The following is a 19,982-nucleotide window of genomic DNA, read 5'->3' as shown; positions in this document are numbered from 1 at the left end:
TAACGTTCACCTTTGAACTCTCACCGGTACCGGCGGTCCGGATGACGTTAGGGGCCCCGAAGTAGCGTTAACAAGATGTTGACGTATGAGCAATACGAGCAAAACCCCAGGTCAACGACTTGGCGTGACGGACACCGGGACGGCGTTGAGCACCGAGGTCCCGGACAGCGGGTCCAGCAGCGTGCCGTCCAGGAGCTGGTTCACGTTGACACCCGGCTCCGACCCCGCGACCGCCGTGCGCGTGCCCGGACGGCTGTGGCCCCAGCCGTGCGGAAGGCTCACGACCCCGGTCCGGACCGAGTCGGTGATCTCGGCGGGAGCCTCGACCTCCCCGCCTGCCGCGGTGATCCGGGCGATGTCGCCCTCGGCGAGCCCGATCCGGGCCGCGTCGTCGGGGTGGATCTGCAGCGTGCAGACGTTCGAACCCCCGCGGAGCGCGGCGACGTTGTGCATCCAGCTGTTGTTGGACCGCAGATGGCGCCTGCCGACGAGGACGAGCCCCTCGGGCCGCGCGCCGAGCGACGCGCGCAGCCTGGGCAGGTCGGCGGCGATCGGCGCCGGGAGCAGCTCGATGCGGCCGCTGCGGGTCCGGAGCACCTCGGGGAGGCGCGGCTTCAGCGGGCCGAGGTCGATTCCGTGCGGGTGCGCGAGGACCTGTTCCAGCGTCAGCCCGTAGGGGCCGAGCCGCAGCATCAGGTCGAGGCGCCGCTCGGCCCCCGTGGTGCCGGTCAGGTCGGCCGCGAGGGAGTCGGGGGCTCCCGCCCTCGCGAGCGCCGTGGAGACGGCCAGGTCGTCGACGGCCTCGGGCGGCGCCCCGTGCATGCCTCCGACGGCGAGGATCAGCCGGGCGAGGATCTCGCTCTCGGACATCCTGTCCGCTTCCAGGGGCACGGCCGGACGGCTGTAGCGGACCTGGTTGCGTACGGCCAGGGAGTTGAACGCGAAGTCGAAGTGGGCGCTCTGCGAGGGCGGCGGCGGAGGCAGCACCACGTCGGCGTGGCGCGCGGTCTCGTTGAGGTAGGGATCGACGCTGATCATGAAGTCGAGGCCGTCGGTGAGCGCCCGGTCCAGCCGGTCGCCGTCGGGGGCGGACAGGACCGGATTGCCCGCGATGACGATCAGGGCCCGGATACGCCCCTCCCCCGGGGTCTCGATCTCCTCGGCCAGCGCGGCGACGGGCAGTTCGCCCTTGGCCTCGGGATGTCCCGAGACCCGGCTCTTCCAGCGCCCGAGGGCGAAGCCCTTGCCCGGGGCGGCGGCGCGGGGCGCGCGTCCGGTCGCGGAGAGGGGGAAGAGCGCGCCACCCGGGCGGTCGAGGTTGCCGGTGAGGACGTTGAGTACGTCGACGAGCCAGCTGGCCAGGGTCCCGTGTTCCACGGTGCAGCTGCCGATGCGCCCGTAGACGGCGGCGGCGGGGGCGGCGGCCAGTTCGCGGGCGATCTCCCTGATGGTGTCCGGGTCCAGGTCGCACGCCCCGGAGACCGCCTCGGGAGTGAAGTCCGCGATGGCCTGGGCCAGTTCGTCGTAACCGTCGAGATGCCCGGCGAGCACCCCCGGGTCGGCGAGCTTCTCGTCGAGGAGGACCTGGGTGAGCGCGGCGAGGAGGAGGGCGTCGGTGCCGGGCCGGATGGCGGCGTGCCGGTCGGCCAGCCGTGCGGTACGGGTGCGGCGGGGATCGATGACGGTGAGGGTGCCGCCGCGCCTGCGCAGCGCCTTGAGCTTGCCCGGGAAGTCGGCGGCCGTGCACAGGCTGCCGTTGGATTCCAGGGGGTTGGCACCGATCAGCAGCAGGTGCGCGGTGCGGTCCAGGTCGGGTACGGGGATGGCCTGGGCGTCGCCGAAGAGCAGTCCGCTGGAGACGTGTTTGGGCATCTGGTCCAGGGTGCTCGCGGTGAAGACGTTGCGGGTGCCGAGCGCGGAGAGCAGCAGCGGCGGATAGAGCGCGCCCGCCATCGTGTGGACATTGGGGTTGCCGAGGAAGACCCCGGCCGCCTGCTTGCCGTGCTCCTCGATCAGTGCGGGGATCTTCGCGGCGATCGCGTCGAAGGCCTCGGACCAGGTCGCCTCGCGCAGGACCCCGTCGGTGCGGACGAGCGGGGCGCGCAGCCGGTCGGGGTCAGCGTCGAGACCCCCGAAGGACGCACCCTTCGGGCAGATGAAGCCGTGGCTGAAGACGTCGTCCCGGTCACCGCGGGCGCCGGTGACGGTCGTCCCCTCGATGGTGAGGGTGAGCCCGCAGGTGGCTTCGCAGAGCGGGCAGACACGCAGAGCGGTGCGGGATTCGTGGGACATGGGCCCTCCCCGGGGCGGCGACGGTGGCACGCGGGCGTCATCCGGCGTCCCACGACGCGCACGGCGGGCGCGGGTTCCCGGCGGAACCGAGCATACCGACCGGTACGGATGGTGGCGAGGTGTTCGCGCCTCCGGTTGCCTCGCGGGGCGGAGTCAGGCGAGAACCCTGGCGAGATAGGCCTGGAGCAGAACCCGGGTCTCCTCTATGAGGTCCGGGTCCCCCTCCGGGTCGGCCCGGAAGGCGAGCTGGAGCAGCGCGTCGGCGGCCTGCACGCAGACCAGGGCCGTGCGGAGCAGCCCGGGATCGTCTGCGGCCCCGTCGCGCCCCCGGCCGAGGTGTCCTGAGAGCAGTTCCGCCAGGCGGGCCGCCACGAGCCGGTTCACGTCGTCGAGCGGACCGCTGACGGGCACGGGAAGCCCGAAGTCCACCAGGGCGAAGCCGGGCACGGAGCGCTTCATGGCCAGGTACTCGTCGAGCACGGCGTCGATGGCCAGACGCCACTCCTGCGGCGGGATGTCCGCGAGGCTGCCGGTGACACGCTCGGCGTAGACCTGCAGATTGCGTTCGGCCAGGGCGTCGACGAGCGCTCTCTTGTTGGGGAAGAAGCGGTAGACGGAGCCGATGGGCACCCCGGCGCGGTCGGCGACCGCCCGGGTGGACAGCTGCTCGTAGCCGCCCCCGTCGAGGAGTTCGGCGCCGGCGTCGAGGATCCGGGCGAGACGGTCGGCGCTGCGCTGCTGCACGGGGACGCGTCGGAGGTTCGTATGAGCACGGGACACGGCACCCATGATGCCGGTATGCCGTTGACGGGCCGCCTCTCGATTCCTACGGTGATCCATAGGAATCTTCGTCAGGGAATCCGTCGGGGATCCACGGGGTCCTTATATCAACCGGGAGCGCATGATGAGCGGCATCGAGCAGGCGAGGAAGACGGCGGACGGCCTCGGCTACGCATCCGGCTTCGGCAACGAGCACAGCTCGGAGGCCGTGCCAGGGGCTCTGCCGCACGGTCACAACTCCCCGCAGCGCGCGCCCCTCGGGCTGTACGCGGAACAGCTCAGCGGATCGGCCTTCACCGAACCCCGGGCCCGCAACCGCCGGTCCTGGCTCTACCGGATCCGCCCCTCTGCCGCGCATCCCGCCTTCGTCCGTGTCGACGACGGCACGCTGCGCACCGCCCCCTTCACCGAGACGGTCCCCGACCCCAACCGGCTGCGGTGGGACCCGCTCCCCGACCCCGCGCCCGGCACGGACTTCCTGACCGGCCTGTGGACACTGGGCGGCAACGGCGACGCCGCGCAGCGCTCCGGCATGGCCGTCCACCTGTACAGCGCGAACGCCTCCATGACCGACCGGGTGTTCAGCGACTCCGACGGGGAGCTCCTGATCGTCCCCGAGCGCGGCGGGCTGCTGCTCCGCACCGAGCTGGGCCTGCTGCGCGCCGAGCCGGGCCACGTGGCGCTGATCCCCCGCGGTGTCCGCTTCCGCGTCGAGTTGCTGGACCCCACCGCGCGCGGGTACGTCTGCGAGAACTACGGGCAGCCGTTCGTCCTGCCCGACCTGGGCCCGATCGGTGCCAACGGCCTCGCGAACGCACGCGACTTCCTGGCACCCGTCGCCGCGTTCGAGGACCACGAGGGCCCCGTCGAGGTCGTCAACAAGTTCTGCGGGAGCCTCTGGTCGGCGACGTACGGTCACTCACCCCTCGACGTCGTCGCCTGGCACGGCAACTACACGCCGTACGTCTACGACCTGCACCGCTTCAACGTCATCGGCACCATCAGCTACGACCACCCCGACCCGTCGATCTTCACCGTGCTGACCTCGCCGTCCGACACCCCCGGTCTGGCCGGTGTCGACTTCGTGCTGTTCGCCCCCCGCTGGCTGGTCGGCGAGGACACCTTCCGGCCGCCGTACTTCCACCGCAACGTGATGAGCGAGTACATGGGCCTGATCGAGGGGGCGTACGACGCGAAGGCGGGCGGGTTCGTACCCGGCGGCGGATCGCTGCACAACATGATGTCGGCACACGGCCCGGACCGCGAGACCTTCGACCGGGCGAGTGCGGCGGAGCTGAAGCCGCAGCGCATCGACGACGGCCTCGCGTTCATGTTCGAGACGCGCTGGCCGGTCACGGCGACCGCGCAGGCGGTCGGCGCTGGACACCTCCAGCGTGGGTACGACGACGTGTGGCAGGGTCTGAGCAGCAACTTCCGGCCGTGACCAGACGACCGGGCGACCGCGCAGAGAGCCCAGGTGAACCGGATGAATCAGGTCAACGAACTGCCTCGTACCCCTGGCTTCGCCCCCGACTCCCTGGTGCTGAACCGGAAGCTGCCCCTCTGGTACCAGGTCTCGCAGTCCCTGAGGGCCTCGATACTGGGACGCCGGCAGGACGCCTCGACGCGGCTGCCGACCGAGGAGCAGCTTGCGGTGCACTACGGGGTCAGCGTGCTCACGATGCGCCAGGCCCTCAAGGAGCTGGAGAGCGAGGGACTCATCAGCAGGCACCGGCGGCGCGGCACCTTCATCGAGCCGCGCGCCCGGCGGGTGTCGCCGGTCCAGCTGATGGGTTCCATCGACGCGATCGTCGCCCAGCAGTCGGGCGAGCGGACGACCGTGCTCGGCCACGGCCGGACGGCTGTCCCCGGCGATATCGCCGAGTTCTTCCCCGACTGCCCCGAAGTGGTCAGCTACCGGCGGCTGCGCTGCGACGACACCACCGGCGAGCCCACCAACTGGGCGGAGAACGCGGTACGGCCGGAGATCGCGGCCGGACTCGATGTGGCCGATCTGGAGCGCTGGCCCATGACCAAGGTCCTGCGCGACGCCGTCGGCGTGCGGATCTCCCGGATCACGGACACCGTCGAGGCCCGCCTCGCCGACCCCGAGACGGCGGAGTTGCTGCAGGTCCCGCTGCTCAGCCCGATCCTGCACTACACCGGGGTGACGTACGACGAGGAGGGCACCGTGGTGGACGTGGCGCGCATCCGGTACCGGGGCGACCGCTTCTCCTTCTCCGTGACGGTCGACGCGCACTGACGGCCCGCGGCCGCCGGTCGCTACGATGCCGGGGGCGGCGGACGCGGGGACGGGGAAGGACGACACGGTGGCAGCTCGGGTGGCGGCCGGAGCCGGCGGGGGCGACGGGCCCCCGCTGCTGGACGACCTCATGCCCTGGTCGGTGCGGCCCCTGAGAACGGGGCGTCCCTGGGTGACGGCCCCGGACGCGGCCTCGCTCCGGGCCCGGTGGGATCTTCTGGTGAGGGCGGAGGGCGCCGAGCAGGAGCGCCTGTTCCGGTCCAGCCCCTCCCGTACCCCGCTGACCCCGGCCGCCGCGCTGCCGGGCCGGTTCACCGGCACGGGCGGCTTCGCCCGGGACCCGGGGCCGTATCCGGAGCCGGTACGGATTCTGCACGGCCCTTTCGACGAGCACTGGATGATCCCCGACCACCGGCTGCTCGACGCGGCCCGCCCCGAGCTGTGGCGGGTCGCCGACGCACACCAGCTGTTCGCCGTCGAGCACGGGTACGTGCCGCGGGGCGGCGGGCCCGCCCTGTCCGTGACGGCCTTGCTGCCCGACGGCCACTCACCGGCGGGCCGCCCAGGCCGGATCCGGCCGCTCTACCGGCGTCCCGGCGCGCAGGAACCCAATCTCGCACCGGGTCTGCCGGATCTGCTGCGCTCCCGGTACGGGGACGCCGCCGGCGCGGAGTCCGTGCTCGCCTGGGTCCTGGCGGCCGCCCGCCCCTCCCCGTCCGGACCCGTCGTACCCCTGCCCGCGAACGGCGACCTGTGGGCGGAGGGGGTGGCGCTGGGCCGGGAGGTAATGCGGGTGCAGCTGCGCGGGGCACACGGCGGGGGGCGCCCGCGGCTGCCTGGCGGCCGTCGCCCGTATGTGCGGATGGCGATCCCTCCGCGGCCCGACGGGCTGGACTACGACCCGGGGACCGGGACACTGGCCCTCGGCACCGGTCGTATCTCCCCCGTTCCCGCGGGGGCCTGGGAGTTCCGGGTGAACGGGGTGCGGGTGCTGGACCTCTGGTGGGGGCGCCGCACCACACCGTCCGGAGCGGAGGGCCTGGCAGCGCTGTGTCCGCCCGGCTGGCCGCAGGAATGGACCTCCGAGCTGCTGGAACTGATAACGGTCCTGGCCCTGCTCGACGAGCTGGCGCCCCAGCAGGAGGCGCTGAGGGACCGGCTCGACGCAGATCCGGGCCTGACGCGGGACGGGCTACGCGGGGCCGGGGTACTCCCCGCACCCAGGTCCTCGCGACGGCCCGCCTCCGTGCTGGACCACCACGAGGAGGGTCCGGAAGGGCAGTTCGTCCTGCTGTGACCCCTCGGGCGGCGCAGCGGCTCCGGGCAAACGCCGGCGGCTACCTGTCGAACGAGTCCAGCACACGTTCGAGAGCCCGGTCGAATACCCCCTCCAGGTCGATCGGTCCGGGGTCCTCGGCGAATCCGGCCGCCATGCGCGGATACTTGCCGGTCGCGATCCGGCCGATCAGATAGCGGGTGCGGATCTCCTGCTCCTGCGCCTCGGACCAGGGGAGCGAGCGGCTGCGTTCCGCCGTGGCGATCTCGTTGGACACATACGTGGTGACGACACCGTTGACCATGGCGATGAGTTCCATCTTCTCGCCGAACCGGGCGTCGAACCCGTCCAGACAGCTGAGCGCGTACTCGAGGTAGAGAAGCGAGTTCGGACTGAACCCGTAGACCGGGGACATCAGCCGAGGCACCCAGGTGTGACGGTGCATCATCGCTCGCGACTGGTGGGCGAGGGCCAGGATGTCGGCGCGCCAGTCGCCGGAGGGTTTCTCCGGCAGGTCGTAGCCAGCGCTGACCGCGTCGAACATCAGCTCGTACAGGTCCTCCTTGCGCGGGACGTAGTTGTAGAGCGACATCGTGCCGCAGCCGAGCTCGGCGGCCACCTTGCGCATCGACACCGCGTCGAGGCCCTCCGCGTCGGCGATGCGCACGGCGGCGGCCGCGATGTCGGCACGGCTGAACGCGGGCTTGGGCCCACGCCCCGCACGCTCGGGGCGCGCCCAGATCACTTCGGGTACAGCGGGTCGCCCCACCATCGGTCATCACCTCTTCCACCATCGTAGTTACGTACACCGTACGTAGTGCGCTACGGTGGTCGCATGACAACTACGTACGCCGTACTTAGTGAAGGTCTGGAGAAGCGTTACCGAGACGTCCACGCACTGCGCGGGCTCGATCTCGCAGTGGCCGAGGGCACCGTGTGCGGAGTGCTGGGGCCGAACGGCGCGGGCAAGAGCACCGCCGTCCGGGTGCTGACCACACTGACCGGACCCGACGGCGGCAACGCCCGGGTCGCCGGTCACGACGTGGTCCGCGAAGCGGCGGCGGTGCGCGCGGCGATCGGCGTCACCGGACAGAGCACCTCGATCGACGGCGAGCTCTCCGGACGGCAGAATCTGCGGCTCTTCGCACGCCTGCTCCGCTTCCGGGGTACGGCGGGCCACGCACGCGCCGAGGAACTGCTGGAGCGCTTCGGCCTGACCGAGTCCGCCGACCGCCCCGCCCGTACCTACTCCGGCGGCATGCGCCGCCGGCTGGACCTCGCGGCGGGCCTGCTCACCCGCCCGCAGGTGCTCTTCCTGGACGAGCCGACGACCGGGCTCGACCCGCACAGCCGCAGCCAGATCTGGGCGGCCGTGCGCGAACTGGCGGGGCGGGGCACCACGGTCCTGCTCACCACCCAGTATCTGGAGGAGGCCGACCAGCTGGCGGACGACATCGTGCTGATCGACCATGGCCGGGCCGCACACCGCGGCACCCCCGCCGAACTCAAGGCGCTCATCGGCGGTTACGCGGAGGTCGTCGTCGCCGACACCTCAACGCTCCCTGCCGCGGCCGCGGTGCTCGACCAGTTGACCGGGGCCGAACCGGTGCTCGACCACGAGCGGCGCACCGTCCGCGTCGTCGCGTCCGACCCGGCTCTGACCCTGCCCCGCATCGTTCGCGAACTGGACACGGCGGGCGTCCCCCTGATCGACGCGAGTCTGCGTGCACCCACCCTCGACGAGGCCTTCCTCCGGCTGACCGGCCGGGCGGACGCCCACACGGTGAAGGAGCCGGCGGCGTGAACACGATCCTGGTCCCCGAGCGCGACCCGGCGCCCGCCACGGGCTCCACCCTGATCGCCGACGGCCTGGCGATGACCGGCCGCCACCTGCAGAAGACCAAGGCCGCGCCCGGCGTCCTGATCCTGACCCAGACCATGCCGATCACCATGCTGCTGTTCTTCGGCTACGTCTTCGGCAGCGCGCTGGCGGTGCCGGGGCAGGAGTACCGCGCGTTCCTGGTGCCGGGGCTCCTCGCCGCGACCGCTGCCAACGGCCTCATGACCGGCATGTTCCAGGCGGCGCAGGACTGCCACCGGGGAGTGATGGACCGCTTCCGTACGCTGCCGATGAGCCGGGCCGCCGTGCCGCTCGGCTCCACCGCCGCCGAGGTGCTGACCACCGCGGCCGGCCTGGTCCCCCTGATGCTCGTCGGACTCGTGGTGGGCTGGCGGATCGAAGGCGGTGCGGCCGGTGCCGCGGGCGCGTTCGGACTGCTTCTGCTCTTCCGGTTCAGCACCTCCTGGGCGGGCTACTGGCTCGGTCTGCTGATCCGCGACGAGGAGGCGGCGGGCCAGCTCGGCAGCGCGACCTTCGTGCTTCCGCTGCTCTCCAGCGCGTACATCCCCACCGGCGGCATGCCCGGGTGGCTGCGGACGATCGCCGAGTGGAATCCGATCAGCGCGCTGGCGGCGGCCACCCGCGACCTCTTCGGCAACGCGGCCCCGGCGGCCGGCGCCGCGTGGCCGTCCGCGCACCCCGTGGCCGGGACGCTGGCGTGGTCGGCGGTCCTGCTCGCGGTGTTCGTCCCGCTGACGGTGCGGCGGTACGCCCGCGACGGCGCGTGACAAGGGCGCCGCGCGCACGGTAAGCACGCTGCTCATGAGCAGCACACAGCCCCTCCCCCTGGACGGCGTCACCGTGGTGGCCGTCGAGCAGGCCGTCGCAGCCCCCTTCGCGACCCGGCAGCTCGCGGACCTCGGCGCGCGCGTCATCAAGATCGAGCGTCCGGACGGGGGTGACTTCGCGCGCGGTTACGACACGGCGGCACGGGGGCTCGCCTCCCACTTCGTCTGGTGCAACCGCGGAAAGGAGTCCGTCGCGATCGACCTGAAGGATCCGCGCGGTCTGGACGTGGTGCTCAGGCTCGTCGCCGGAGCCGACGTGTTCGTGCAGAACCTGGCACAGGGAGCGGCCGCCAGACTCGGCCTGGACGCGGCCTCCCTGTGTGCCGCGAACCCCCGGCTGGTGGCGGTGGACATCTCCGGTTACGGCGCCGGGGGGCCGTACGCGCACAAACGGGCCTACGACATGCTCGTCCAGTGCGAGGCGGGCCTGGTGTCCGTCACCGGGACGCCGGAGCGGCCCGTCAAGGCAGGGGTGCCCGCCGCCGACATCGCGGCGGGGATGTACGCCTTCTCCGGTGTGCTCGCGGCCCTGCTGAGGCGCGCCACGACGGGACGCGGGGGCCCGGTGGAGATCTCCATGCTGGACTCGCTGGCCGAGTGGATGGGCCATCCGCTGCACCACGGGATGCACGGGGGCCCGGCCCCGGCCCGTACGGGGCTCGCACACGCGGTGATCGTTCCCTACGACGCATACGCCACCGCCGACGGCGAACAGCTGCTGCTCTCCGTACAGAACGACCGGGAGTGGCGCCGGCTCGCCGAACAGGTACTGGAGCGGCCCGGTCTGGCCGATGACCCGGACTTCGCGACGAACGCCGCACGGACGGCCAACCGGGAGCGGACGGACGAGGTCGTGGGCGGCGTGCTCGCGGGACTGACGGGCGAGGAGGCCCTGGCAAGACTGGAGGCGGCGGGAATCGCCTGCGCCCGGCTGAACACGGTCGCGGACGTGGCCGCCCACCCCCAGCTGGCGGCGCGGGACCGGTGGCGGGAAGTGGACACACCTGTCGGTGCGTTGCGGGCCCTGCTTCCCCCGATCACGCTGCCGGGCGGAGCGCCGACGCCGATGGGTGCCGTACCGGCGCTGGGGGAACACACCGACGCAACGCTGCGGGCCCTGGGGATGACGGACGGGCAGACAGCAGCACTGCGCCGGGACGGAGTGATCGTGGACGCGGCCCTGAGCGGAGGGCCGGACCGTTCGTGACAGCCGTCGGTCAGCGGCGGCTGCCGAAGAGCGAACGCCGCAGTCGCCGCAGCGGTGCGAAGAGCGAGACACGCGCGCTCCTGCTCCTGCGGGTGTGCGCCGCGTCGCGCGAGGTCAGCTCGAGCATCAGCAGCGTCGCCTCCGCGGACTCGCGCTGCGGGACGGCGGGGCCGCCCAGCACTGCGAGATGGCGGTCGAGGCGCGAACTGGTCGCACCGCTCCCACATGTGATGGCAGGCACACGCGGCCTGCTCCGCATCGTTATCTGTTCCATGTCACTCCCCACCCGTACGAGGGCACCCGGCCCGGGCAGGTTAACCCTATCGTCCCGTGACGACACTCGTGTATCCCGGCCGCAGGATTGCATACCCGTGCACGGGTGTTGACGGGCCGTGACCGCAACCCCGCCGTTTCCGCCACGGGTTGGGCCGGCTTGGCGATGAATCACCGAATTCCGGCAGTACAGCGGCGGAAGGGCTCCCCGCCCGCTGTCCCGGGTGGACCGGTCTGCCGACCGGATCGCCTAGCTCACGAGCGTACGCCGGGCGCGTCCGGGAACCTCCGCCCGGCCCCGCTGCGCCCTGCCGCTTCGGCGCGCCGGTCGCTGCCGCGCCCCGCCCGGGGGATGCGCGACTCGATGTGCGAGGACGCCGGGGAGGAGACCACGAGGACGGAGTCTCCTCCCCGGCGGACGGCCGGGGACACGCCGGGTTGCCCTGTGGGGGTCAGGCCTTCGCGTTGAGGACGGGCAGGTAGCCGCCCGACTGCCCTGCGGCGGTCGGGTGGTAGGACTCGCCGATGTTGAGCCAGTTCACACTGTGCAGCCATGCGCTGCCCGAGCAGATCTCGTGCCCGGTGAAGGTCGAGGTGACGTCACCGAAGGTGAAGCCGTGGTCGGCGGCACGCTTGGCGGTGGCGGCGTTGAGGTAGTCGGCCGCGCCGTTGATGGCGGAGCGTTCGTTCTCGCTCAGACCGGCGATGCAGCTGCCGCCGAGCTTGTAGAAGCGGGGATAGCCCAGGACGACGACGTGGGCCGAGGGCGCCTTGGCGCTGATGGCCGAGTACACGGCGTCCAGCTTGCCGGGCAGGGTCGAGTCGACGTACGCGCGAGCGGTGGCGATCCGGCTGAGGCAGGTGGCCTCGGACTGCAGGACACAGGTCGTCATGACATCGGCGAAGCCCGCGTCGTTGCCCCCGATGGAGATCGAGACGAGATCGGTGGCGGAGCTGAGCGGACCGAGCTGACCGGCCGTGACGTCGCCGGTCCTGGCTCCCGAACACGCGGTGAAGGCGAACGACGCGGGGTTGTTGGCCGCCTTCCAGAGAGCCGGGTAGGCGCGGGTGCTGCGCTTGCAGTCACCACTCGCGCTGTCGTAGCTGCCCGCGCCCACTCCCGACGAGTACGAGTCACCCAGGGCCACGTAGTCGACGGCTGCGGACTCCTTGGCCTGAGCGACGCCGGCACCGGTCAGAGCGAGAACGGTGCCGAGCAGGAGAGAGGACGAGAACGCCACGAGTCTGGACATTTTCATGGAACCTCCTTGGGCAGGATCTCTGCCTACTCCGTGGTAGCAGTACCGGCCTCAGTTTCGGAAGTGTCCATGCCAAAATGCTTCAACAGCCCCTCACCCGAATCTTTATGACGGCGCCCCATGCCGTGCGGGACATCTCGCTCGCCGAGGGGCAAATCCGCCCGGCGGCCAGGCCGGGCGGGCCACCGGGCTCCCTCCCTCGCACACGTGCGGCGTCGCCGGGCAGGTCACGAAACCCGGGTGCGCGGACCGCCTCCGTGCCGGATCATGGGCGCCATGTCTGCCAACCCCGAGTCCGCCCTGCCGATCCGGCTCAACGTGGACGACAGCGATTCGCCGTCCGACGTCGTGGACGCGCTGTTCCTGGGCCGCTTCGCGACGGGTGAGCAGCCTTATTCGCACAGCTCCTCCCTCGACCGGGTGAAGTCGGGCGCGACCCTGCTCCCCCCGACTGCCAAGGTGCTGCGATCCGCCCGTGACGACGACCGCAATGCGACCCTCGCCGAGGGTGACGGGTGGACCGTGCTCGTCTCCCGCTGGAACCGCGGTGCCGACGTCACGGTGACCGCGGCGACACCCGAACTCGCCGAGAAGATCCTGTCCGAGGCGACCGACGGCGCGCACGACGAGCCGGAGCCGCAGCCGGAGAACGTGACCATGGGCTTCTGGTACGTCTCCCCGCGCCGCGGCCCGCACCGCACCACCCGGCAGATCGCCGCGGGCACCTGGGACGAGGTACGCCCCAACTACACGGCCCCGGTCGCCGATGCCATGGACCGGCTGATGAGGGTCACGCCCGACGACATCGCCGGCCGCCTGCTCCTGCTGCACGGCCCGCCGGGCACGGGCAAGACCTCCGCGCTGCGCACGCTCGCCCGCTCCTGGCGGGACTGGTGCCAGGTCGACTGCGTGCTGGACCCGGAGCGGCTGTTCAACGACGTCGGATACCTGATGGACATCGCGATCGGCGAGGACGACGGTTCGGCGAAGGGCCGGTGGCGTCTGCTGCTCCTGGAGGACTGCGACGAGCTGATCCGCGGCGAGGCCAAGCACACCGCCGGTCAGGCGCTGTCCCGGCTGCTGAACCTGACGGACGGCCTGCTGGGCCAGGGCCGCAACGTGCTGGTCGGGGTCACGACGAACGAGGACCTGGAGCGGCTGCACCCCGCCGTCGTGCGGCCGGGCCGGTGCCTGGCCCGCCTCGAGGTCGGCCCCCTGACCCGTCGGGAGTCGGTGTCCTGGCTGGGCACGGAGGAGGGGCTCGGCAGGGAGGGCGCCACACTCGCCGAGCTCTACGCGCTGCGTCGGGGCAGCGGCCCCGCGTCCGTGCCCAAGCAGGAATCCGGGGCGGACGCCGGGCTGTACCTCTGAGCGGGAGGGCCGGCGACGGACACCCGGCCCTCCAAGGCCTCGGCGCCGCACGGCGCCGGGCTCGGACGGGCGTCCGGTCCCGTGGTCTCAGCGCGCGTAGGCCGCCCGCACCGCGTCCTCGGCCAGGGCGAGCGCGTCGGCCTCCGGAAGTCCCAGGCGCCGCGCCTGCTCCGCGTAGTCCTGCGCAGCCGTCGCCGCGTGACGGGCGGCCGCGTCGCCTGCCGCGGCGACGAACGTGCCGTTGCGGCCCCGGGTCTCGATCACCCCGTCGGACTCCAGCGCACGGTAGGCCTTGGCGACGGTGTTGGCGGCGAGGCCGAGCTCCCCGGCGAGGCCCCGTACGGTCGGGAGCCGGTAGCCCACGGGCAGGGCGCCTGAGCGGGCCTGTTCGGACAGCTGGGCGCGCAGCTGCTCGTACGGGGCGGTGGCGGAGTCCGGGTCAACGGCGATCTTCAGGGTCACGCGCCGATTCTCTCCCACCGCCGGTCCGGGCACCGGCCCCGCGGCCGTAAATTCGGAGGCGGCCCGCCCGGTGACCCACGTACGGTCGCGCACATGACGGTATCCGTGCGCGACTTCCTTCCTGCCGACGCCGAGGCCTGGGTACAGGTGCGCCGTGCCGCGCTGCCGTACATGGTGACGACTCCCGAAGGGGTGCTGAGCGACCTGGCGGCGTCCCATCCCGACCGGCGTTTCCGGCTGCTGGTCGCAGAGGAGGACGGCGAGCTCATCGGCACCGCCCAGGTGGGCATCGCCCACGAGAGTCCGACTCCGGGCCAGGGTTTCTGCAATCCGTACGTCCGTCCGGACCGGCTGGGACGGGGCGCGGGGTCGCTGCTGCTGAGGACCGCCGAGGAGCATCTCGCCGCCGCGGGCGCGACCGACGTCTACTCCTGGGTGCTCGACGAACCCGCCAACCGCGCCTTCGCCGAGAAACGCGGGTACGAGGCGCGCCGGTCGGCTCACTTCCTCCGCCTCGGCCTGGCCGGCGGCTCACTCCCGCCGCTCCCGGAGCTGCCCGCCGGGGTCGAGCTGCTGAGCGCCGCCGACTTCGCGGACGATCCGCGCCCGCTGTTCGAGGCGGACGCCGAGGTGACCGCGGACGAACCGAGCGACGTCACGGCGGAGTTCACCGACTACGAGGACTGGCTGGCCACGACGTGGCGGCGGCCCGGCTTCGACCACGCGCTCACCACGGTCGTGACGGTCGACGGAGAGGTCGCCGCGTTCAGCGCGGCCGAGACCGACGGGCTGAACCGCTACTGGTCGGCCATGACGGGCACGCGGCGCGCCTTCCGCGGCCGCGGGCTCGCGAAGCTCGCCAAGAACGCCTCGCTGCACCGGTCGCGGGCCGCCGGCTACACGGACGCGTACACCGGCAACGACGCCGGCAACGGTCCGATGCTGGCGGTCAACCGGTGGTTCGGCTACGAGATCTGCGCGACGGAGGTACGTCATGTCCGCAGCATCGGCTGACCCCGCGGGCGCATTGACGGTGGCTCTGGTCAAGGCGGGCCGCACCAAGATCCGGTACCCGGCGGTGCGGGTCCGCGACGACGGGTGCCGGATCACGGTCCGGGCTCCGTGGGCGGCCCCGGGGGTGCGGGACTTCGGCTTCGTGCGCTTCGAGCCGGGGAACGTCCTCACCGAGCACTACTGGCGCGACCGGTGGTACGCGGTCAAGGAGGTGCGCACCGGTGGCGGGGAACTCAAGGGCTGGTACTGCGACATCACGAAGCCCGCCGTGCTGCGGGGCGCCGAGCTCGTGGTCGAGGACCTCGACCTCGACCTGTGGGTGTCCGCGGACGGCTCCACCGTGCTCCGGCTGGACGAGGACGAGTTCGAGGAGAGCGGTATCGCCGGCCGGGACCCGCAGGCGGCCGGAGCGGCCGTCCGGGCACTGGACGAGCTGGAACACCTCGCCCGGACCGGGGGTCTGGCGGGTCTCCTCGGCTGAGGGCCGTACCGCAGCACGGGGCGAGGCTGGGTGATCGCTCACGAGCCCCGTGGCCCGGCCCTCGGCGCGTCGGGGGCGCGTCGAAGGTCAGGGAACGCGGCCAGGCTCAGGGGGACACCAGCTCCACCTCGAAACCGGCGGTGTTCTCCAAGTACACCGCGTGGTGACCGCCTCCCACGGCGTGGGGATCGCGGTCCGGGAACAGCGGTCGCCAGCCGTGCACGGGGGCGCGGCGCACCAGTGCGTCGAGCGTCTCGCGGTCCCGGACGTGGAACGCCAGGTGGTTGAGGCCGGGTCGCAGCCTGTCGTGCGTGTCCCCGGTGAGGTCCGGGGACTGTTCGACCACCACATAGCTGTCACCGCGCCGCCAGCTGCGGCCCCGCGCCCAGCGCTGGTACGGGACATGGCCCAGCTCTCCCAGCAGCCAGCCCCAGTCCGACTCGGCCTCCGCCAGGTCGGGCACCCACAGCTCGATGTGGTGGACCCCGCCGGTGGGGGGCGCCGCCACCGGCAGCGGGACGGCACGCCGGATCCCCTCCGGTGCGTACGCGACGGGGTCGGCGTCCTCGTGCCAGTGGATGAGGAAGCGCTCCCCGGCGCGGTAGCCTTCGAGGCCCGCGCGGCAGAACGCGACCATGTCGTCCGGCAGCGCGTCCAGTGGGAACCAGGCGAGTTCGGAGCACTTCTCCGGCTCGGCGTTGCGGGGCGGGTGCGCGGGGTCGTACTGCGCCTCGAAGAACCAGCCCATCCGCGGATTCCCGCCCGGACCCTTGTGCTGCATGACCAGCGCCGTCCGGAGTTCGTCGGGGTCCAGGACGACTCCGATCTCCTCCGCCGTCTCCCGGATCACCGCCTCCCGGACGTCCTCGCCGTCCTCGGCGTGGCCGGAGGGGGCGTGCAGCAGGCCGTCGGCGTATCCCGTGCCCGCCCGCCGGGCGAGCAGGACGTCCGGCCCCCTGCGCAGGATCAGGTGGACATCGACGACCTCGCGGTGCCGGCGAGGCGGTTCGAGGCGGGCCACCAGGGCGTACCGCTCGTCGTCGACCTCCTTGCCCCAGAGCCGGGCGTCGCCGGAGAGCGGCTCGTACCGGACGCTATCGGTGTGACGGCTGAGCAGGTTGGTGAGGTGGTCCGCGGCGAGGCCCACTCCGCCCCACACTCCTTCGATCAACACCAGCCGCCCGCCCGGCCGCAGCAGCGAGAACCAGTGCCGCAGGGCTGCGTCGGGATCAGGTATCAGCCACACCATGTGGCGGGCGAGGATGACGTCGAAACGCCGGTTTCCGACCGGGGGAAGCCCCGCGTCCCCGACGAGGATCTCGGTGCCGGTCCCGGCCAGCTTGGCCCGCGCCTGCTCCACCATGCGCGGCGACCGGTCCACAGCGGTCACCCGGTGGCCCTGCCCCGCGACGAGGAGGGCGAGGCTGCCCGTGCCGCACCCGAGGTCGAGCACCTCGGAGCGCGTGGTGGGCAGCCAGGTCTCCATCCGCTGCGCCCAGGCGCTGCGGACCACCGGGTCCAGAAGCCCGTGGTCGGGTTCCTCGTCGAAGGATTCGGCGGCGGCATCCCAGTCGATCGTCGTCATGGGAACCATCTTGGCAGCCGCCACCGACAGTCCCTCACGTCCGCATCATCCCGGGCGCCTTCCTCACGAGGGGGCGCGGGAGCCGCTCCGGCCGCATAGCTGTGGTGTTCACGTATCGCTCGGCCACCGGCCATCCACTACGCGTGAGCATGACATCAACTCCCGGCAGTGTATCCCAGGTTGGCGCAGATCGACCGAGGAGGACCCGTGGTCGCACAATCCGTGTCCCGCAGGCAGATGTTCGGATACGGCGGGGCGGCAGCCGCCGCGCTGATGCTCGGGACGGGGGCGTGGGAGGCACAGTCCGCGTTCGCCGCGCCACCGCTGAAGGGGGACCCGTTCACCCTGGGTGTCGCCTCGGGCGACCCGGCGCCGGACGGCTTCGTGCTGTGGACACGTCTGGCTCCCGATCCCTTCGCCCAGGACGGTCTCGGCGGCATGCCCGCGAGACCGGTCCGCGTGCAGTACGAGGTAGCGCTCGACGAGCTCTTCCGCCGGGTCGTACGCCGGGGCAGCGTCGTCGCGAGCCCTGCGCTGGCCCACTCCGTCCACCCGGAGGTGCACGGGCTCGCTCCCGACCGCACCTACTGGTTCCGCTTCAGGGCAGGCTCCTCGATCTCCCCCGTGGGGCGTACGCGCACCACCCCCGCCCCCTCCGACTCACCCCGCGAGCTGAAGTTCGCCTTCGCGTCCTGCCAGGCCTGGCAGGACGGCTACTTCACGGCCTACCACCACATGGCGCAGGAGGACCTGGACCTGGTGGTGCACCTCGGTGACTACCTGTACGAGCACGGGGTCCGGACGAACAGACGCGGCGTGGTCACCGACCCGAAGTTCCACACGGAGACGATCGACCTCGCCCGTTACCGCCTCCAGTACGGCCTCTACAAGTCCGAGGCCCCGCTGCGCGAGGCGCACGCCGCCTTCCCGTGGATCATGACGTTCGACGACCACGAGGTGGAGAACAACTGGGCGGACGAGACCTCGGAAAACAACGAGGACCCCGCGACGTTCCTGCTGCGCCGCGCCGCCGCGTTCCAGGCGCTGTACGAGCACGCGCCGCTGCGCCGCGCGCAGCTGCCGAAGGGACCCGACGTACAGATGTACCGGCGGCTCCGCTACGGCCGGCTCGCCGACTTCACGATGCTGGACACCCGGCAGTACCGGGACGACCAGGCCTGCGGCGACGGCGTATCGGCCGACTGCGCCGAGCGCTTCGACAAGGACCGCACCCTGCTCGGTGCCCGCCAGCGGTCCTGGGTACTCGCGGGCTTCAGCCGCTCGCCCGCGCGCTGGCAGATCCTCGGCAACCAGGCGCCGATGGGCCAGACCGACCAGGACCCGGGCCCCGGCACGACTGTCTGGACGGACCCGTGGGACGGATACGTCGCCGAGCGCAACCGTCTGCTGGCACAGGCGGACAACCGTGGCGTGCGCAACCTGGTCGTCATCACGGGTGACCGGCACCAGAACTACGCGTGGGACCTGAAGCGCGACTACTCCGACCCGGGGTCGCCGACCGTGGGTTCGGAGTTCGTGGGGACGTCGATCACCAGCGGCGGCGACGGCGCCGACATGACGGCGCAGGGCGAGACGTTCCTCGCGGCGAATCCGCACATGAAGTTCTTCAACAACCAGCGCGGCTACGTCCGAGTGGCGGTGGAGCGCGACCGCTGGACGAGCGACTTCCGGGTCCTGCCCTTCGTGACGAAGCCGGACGCGCCGATCAGCACACGCGCGAGCGTCGTGGTGGAGGACGGCAGACCGGGGGTCCAGGTCTGACTTGCGGTCACCGCGTCGCCCGGACGGCACCGTCAGGGAGCGGCGGGTGCCGCCGGGCCGTGTCCCGATCAGCCCTCGCCGTCCGGTCCCGCCGCCCACTCCCGCTCTTCCTGAGCCCCCTCTCCGTACGCCGGCGGGCCGCCGGTGGCGCCCACCGCCGCTGACCGCACGACGGACGGCTGCCGGACCCCGGTGCGGGGTCCGGCAGCGCGTCTCAGCCGATGACCGAGGCGCAGGTCGTCGGTGTGGCGTGCGCGGGGTCGAGGGCGTTCTCGACCTCGTGGAAGGCGATCCGGTCGATGGTGCCGATCGCGACGTGCTCCGAGAGGTCGACCGGGCACAGGTCCTGGAGCAGGACGTTGCGTACGTTCGGACCGCTCAGGTACTGCGTGCGGTACGGAGTCACGACCTGGTCGAACTTGGTCGCGATGACGGTGTAGCGGACTCCGGGCACGGTGTCGCCGCCCGCGTTGAGCTTGGTGATGAAGGCGGATCCGGCGATCTGGTCGGCGAGTCCGGGGGTGTTCATGGTGAGGAGGTCCTCGATGCCGGGGAAGTACGGCAGCAGCCGCGTGAGGCCGAGGAGCGTGGTGCCGTGGTTGTCGGGGGCGATCCCGACGAGGGCGTTCACCTTGGCGGCGCCGCCGAGGAACTTCAGGTAGTAGTTGGGCATCATGCCGCCCTGGGAGTGGCCGACGAGGTCGGCCTTCGGGGCGCCTGTGGCCCCGAGGACCTTGTCGACGAACACGGCAAGCTGTCCGGCCGACGCGTCGATCGGGCCGAGGCCGTTGAAGAACGGCACGCCGGGGAGCTGTCCGTAGTCGAGCGAGAAGACGCAGTAGCCCCGGTTGACCAGGTACGGCGCGAGGACGAGCCAGTTGTCGACGGAGTTCCCGAAGGTTCCGTGGACGAGGACGACGGGGCGGGGGTGGGCTGCGGAGGGCTTGCAGGAGTAGTCGTTCCAGCCGCGGGAGGGTGCGGCGACACCTGCGGTGGCCGCACCGGCTGTCGCTGTGGGGGCGGCGACGAGCGCGGTCAGGGTGAGGATCAGTGCGGCGAGCGTACGACGTGCGCGTGGGGAGCGCCGAGGGCGGGTCCAGGGCAGCATCGGTTGGTCTCCTTGCGGCTCAGAGGAGGTGCGATGTCGGTGCGCCCTGCGGTCCGGACCACAGTGAACTGCATGTTCTGCGTGCTCATGCCAAATTACGCATGAGTAAGGTAGCGGGGGAAGTTACGCGTCGGTAAAAAA

At 71.9% G+C, this 19,982-nt stretch carries 18 protein-coding genes; 10 read left to right on the top strand and 8 right to left on the bottom strand.

Going from position 1 to position 19,982, the window contains the following annotated elements; translation table 11 throughout:
• Positions 1-111: 111 nt before the first annotated feature.
• Entirely contained in the window at positions 112-2,292 is a 2,181-nt protein-coding gene (locus ACFU5K_RS13625) for a molybdopterin oxidoreductase family protein (protein ID WP_384060260.1), read from the bottom strand.
• 153 nt (positions 2,293-2,445) lie between these two features.
• Positions 2,446-3,081: a TetR/AcrR family transcriptional regulator gene (locus ACFU5K_RS13620; RefSeq protein ID WP_384060258.1), complete on the bottom strand. Its 636-nt coding sequence runs from the start codon at positions 3,079-3,081 to the stop codon at positions 2,446-2,448.
• 115 nt (positions 3,082-3,196) lie between these two features.
• Here ACFU5K_RS13620 and hmgA point away from each other — a divergent pair, with 115 nt between their 5' ends.
• From hmgA to ACFU5K_RS13605, 3 genes are all read left to right on the top strand, one after another.
• The gene (gene hmgA, locus ACFU5K_RS13615) at positions 3,197-4,516 is read left to right on the top strand and encodes a homogentisate 1,2-dioxygenase (RefSeq protein ID WP_384060255.1); all 1,320 of its coding nucleotides are present in this window, start codon (positions 3,197-3,199) and stop codon (positions 4,514-4,516) included.
• 42 nt (positions 4,517-4,558) lie between these two features.
• Entirely contained in the window at positions 4,559-5,335 is a 777-nt protein-coding gene (locus ACFU5K_RS13610) for a GntR family transcriptional regulator (RefSeq protein ID WP_384060253.1), read from the top strand.
• A gap of 67 nt (positions 5,336-5,402) precedes the next feature.
• Positions 5,403-6,632 (top strand): type ISP restriction/modification enzyme, encoded by a 1,230-nt coding sequence (locus ACFU5K_RS13605; protein ID WP_384060250.1) that lies wholly within the window; start codon positions 5,403-5,405, stop codon positions 6,630-6,632.
• A gap of 40 nt (positions 6,633-6,672) precedes the next feature.
• Here the strand turns inward: ACFU5K_RS13605 and ACFU5K_RS13600 are convergent, their stop codons facing one another.
• On the bottom strand, positions 6,673-7,383 hold the full coding sequence (locus ACFU5K_RS13600; protein ID WP_384060248.1) for a TetR/AcrR family transcriptional regulator: 711 nt from the start codon (positions 7,381-7,383) through the stop codon (positions 6,673-6,675).
• Between the two features lie 63 nt (positions 7,384-7,446).
• On the opposite strand from ACFU5K_RS13600, the gene ACFU5K_RS13595 reads away from it, so the two are divergent.
• From ACFU5K_RS13595 to ACFU5K_RS13585, 3 genes are all read left to right on the top strand, one after another.
• Positions 7,447-8,415 carry an ATP-binding cassette domain-containing protein gene (locus ACFU5K_RS13595; RefSeq protein ID WP_384060246.1) on the top strand — a complete coding sequence of 323 codons (969 nt, stop codon included), beginning with the start codon at positions 7,447-7,449 and terminating at the stop codon, positions 8,413-8,415.
• Positions 8,416-8,486: 71 nt separating this feature from the next.
• The gene (locus tag ACFU5K_RS13590; RefSeq protein ID WP_384060356.1) at positions 8,487-9,239 is read left to right on the top strand and encodes an ABC transporter permease; all 753 of its coding nucleotides are present in this window, start codon (positions 8,487-8,489) and stop codon (positions 9,237-9,239) included.
• Positions 9,240-9,273: 34 nt separating this feature from the next.
• Positions 9,274-10,506 carry a CaiB/BaiF CoA transferase family protein gene (locus ACFU5K_RS13585; RefSeq protein WP_384060244.1) on the top strand — a complete coding sequence of 411 codons (1,233 nt, stop codon included), beginning with the start codon at positions 9,274-9,276 and terminating at the stop codon, positions 10,504-10,506.
• Positions 10,507-10,516: 10 nt separating this feature from the next.
• Here ACFU5K_RS13585 and ACFU5K_RS13580 read toward each other — a convergent pair whose 3' ends face one another.
• Both ACFU5K_RS13580 and ACFU5K_RS13575 read right to left on the bottom strand, forming a co-directional pair.
• On the bottom strand, positions 10,517-10,780 hold the full coding sequence (locus ACFU5K_RS13580) for a hypothetical protein (protein WP_078598324.1): 264 nt from the start codon (positions 10,778-10,780) through the stop codon (positions 10,517-10,519).
• 451 nt (positions 10,781-11,231) lie between these two features.
• Entirely contained in the window at positions 11,232-12,038 is an 807-nt protein-coding gene (locus ACFU5K_RS13575; protein WP_384060241.1) for an SGNH/GDSL hydrolase family protein, read from the bottom strand.
• A gap of 276 nt (positions 12,039-12,314) precedes the next feature.
• Between ACFU5K_RS13575 and ACFU5K_RS13570 the strand changes: the two genes are divergently transcribed.
• Complete coding sequence (locus tag ACFU5K_RS13570; protein ID WP_384060239.1) at positions 12,315-13,409, top strand: DUF5925 domain-containing protein; 1,095 nt, start codon at positions 12,315-12,317, stop codon at positions 13,407-13,409.
• 87 nt (positions 13,410-13,496) lie between these two features.
• Here ACFU5K_RS13570 and ACFU5K_RS13565 read toward each other — a convergent pair whose 3' ends face one another.
• Positions 13,497-13,871, bottom strand: a complete 375-nt coding sequence (locus ACFU5K_RS13565) for a GntR family transcriptional regulator (RefSeq protein WP_384060237.1) — start codon at positions 13,869-13,871, stop codon at positions 13,497-13,499.
• A gap of 93 nt (positions 13,872-13,964) precedes the next feature.
• Between ACFU5K_RS13565 and ACFU5K_RS13560 the strand changes: the two genes are divergently transcribed.
• Positions 13,965-14,885: a GNAT family N-acetyltransferase gene (locus tag ACFU5K_RS13560; RefSeq protein ID WP_384060234.1), complete on the top strand. Its 921-nt coding sequence runs from the start codon at positions 13,965-13,967 to the stop codon at positions 14,883-14,885.
• Positions 14,866-15,366 carry a DUF402 domain-containing protein gene (locus ACFU5K_RS13555; protein WP_384060231.1) on the top strand — a complete coding sequence of 167 codons (501 nt, stop codon included), beginning with the start codon at positions 14,866-14,868 and terminating at the stop codon, positions 15,364-15,366. Before ACFU5K_RS13560 ends, ACFU5K_RS13555 begins: the two co-directional genes overlap by 20 nt.
• 106 nt (positions 15,367-15,472) lie before the next feature.
• Here ACFU5K_RS13555 and ACFU5K_RS13550 read toward each other — a convergent pair whose 3' ends face one another.
• On the bottom strand, positions 15,473-16,951 hold the full coding sequence (locus tag ACFU5K_RS13550) for a trifunctional class I SAM-dependent methyltransferase/NUDIX hydrolase/VOC family protein (RefSeq protein WP_384060229.1): 1,479 nt from the start codon (positions 16,949-16,951) through the stop codon (positions 15,473-15,475).
• Positions 16,952-17,158: 207 nt separating this feature from the next.
• Here ACFU5K_RS13550 and ACFU5K_RS13545 point away from each other — a divergent pair, with 207 nt between their 5' ends.
• A complete protein-coding gene (locus tag ACFU5K_RS13545) occupies positions 17,159-18,733 on the top strand; it encodes an alkaline phosphatase D family protein (protein ID WP_384060226.1) in 1,575 nt (524 codons plus the stop codon).
• Positions 18,734-18,947: 214 nt separating this feature from the next.
• Here the strand turns inward: ACFU5K_RS13545 and ACFU5K_RS13540 are convergent, their stop codons facing one another.
• Positions 18,948-19,841, bottom strand: coding sequence for an esterase/lipase family protein (locus ACFU5K_RS13540; protein ID WP_384060223.1), 894 nt, complete (start codon positions 19,839-19,841; stop codon positions 18,948-18,950).
• Positions 19,842-19,982: the final 141 nt, after the last annotated feature.

It is taken from the genome of Streptomyces sp. NPDC057428 (assembly GCF_042803195.1).
In the GTDB taxonomy this organism is placed as follows: Bacteria; Actinomycetota; Actinomycetes; order Streptomycetales; family Streptomycetaceae; genus Streptomyces.
The sequence above is the reverse complement of the archived record's forward strand: the minus strand, read 5'-3'. Positions and strand labels throughout refer to the sequence as shown.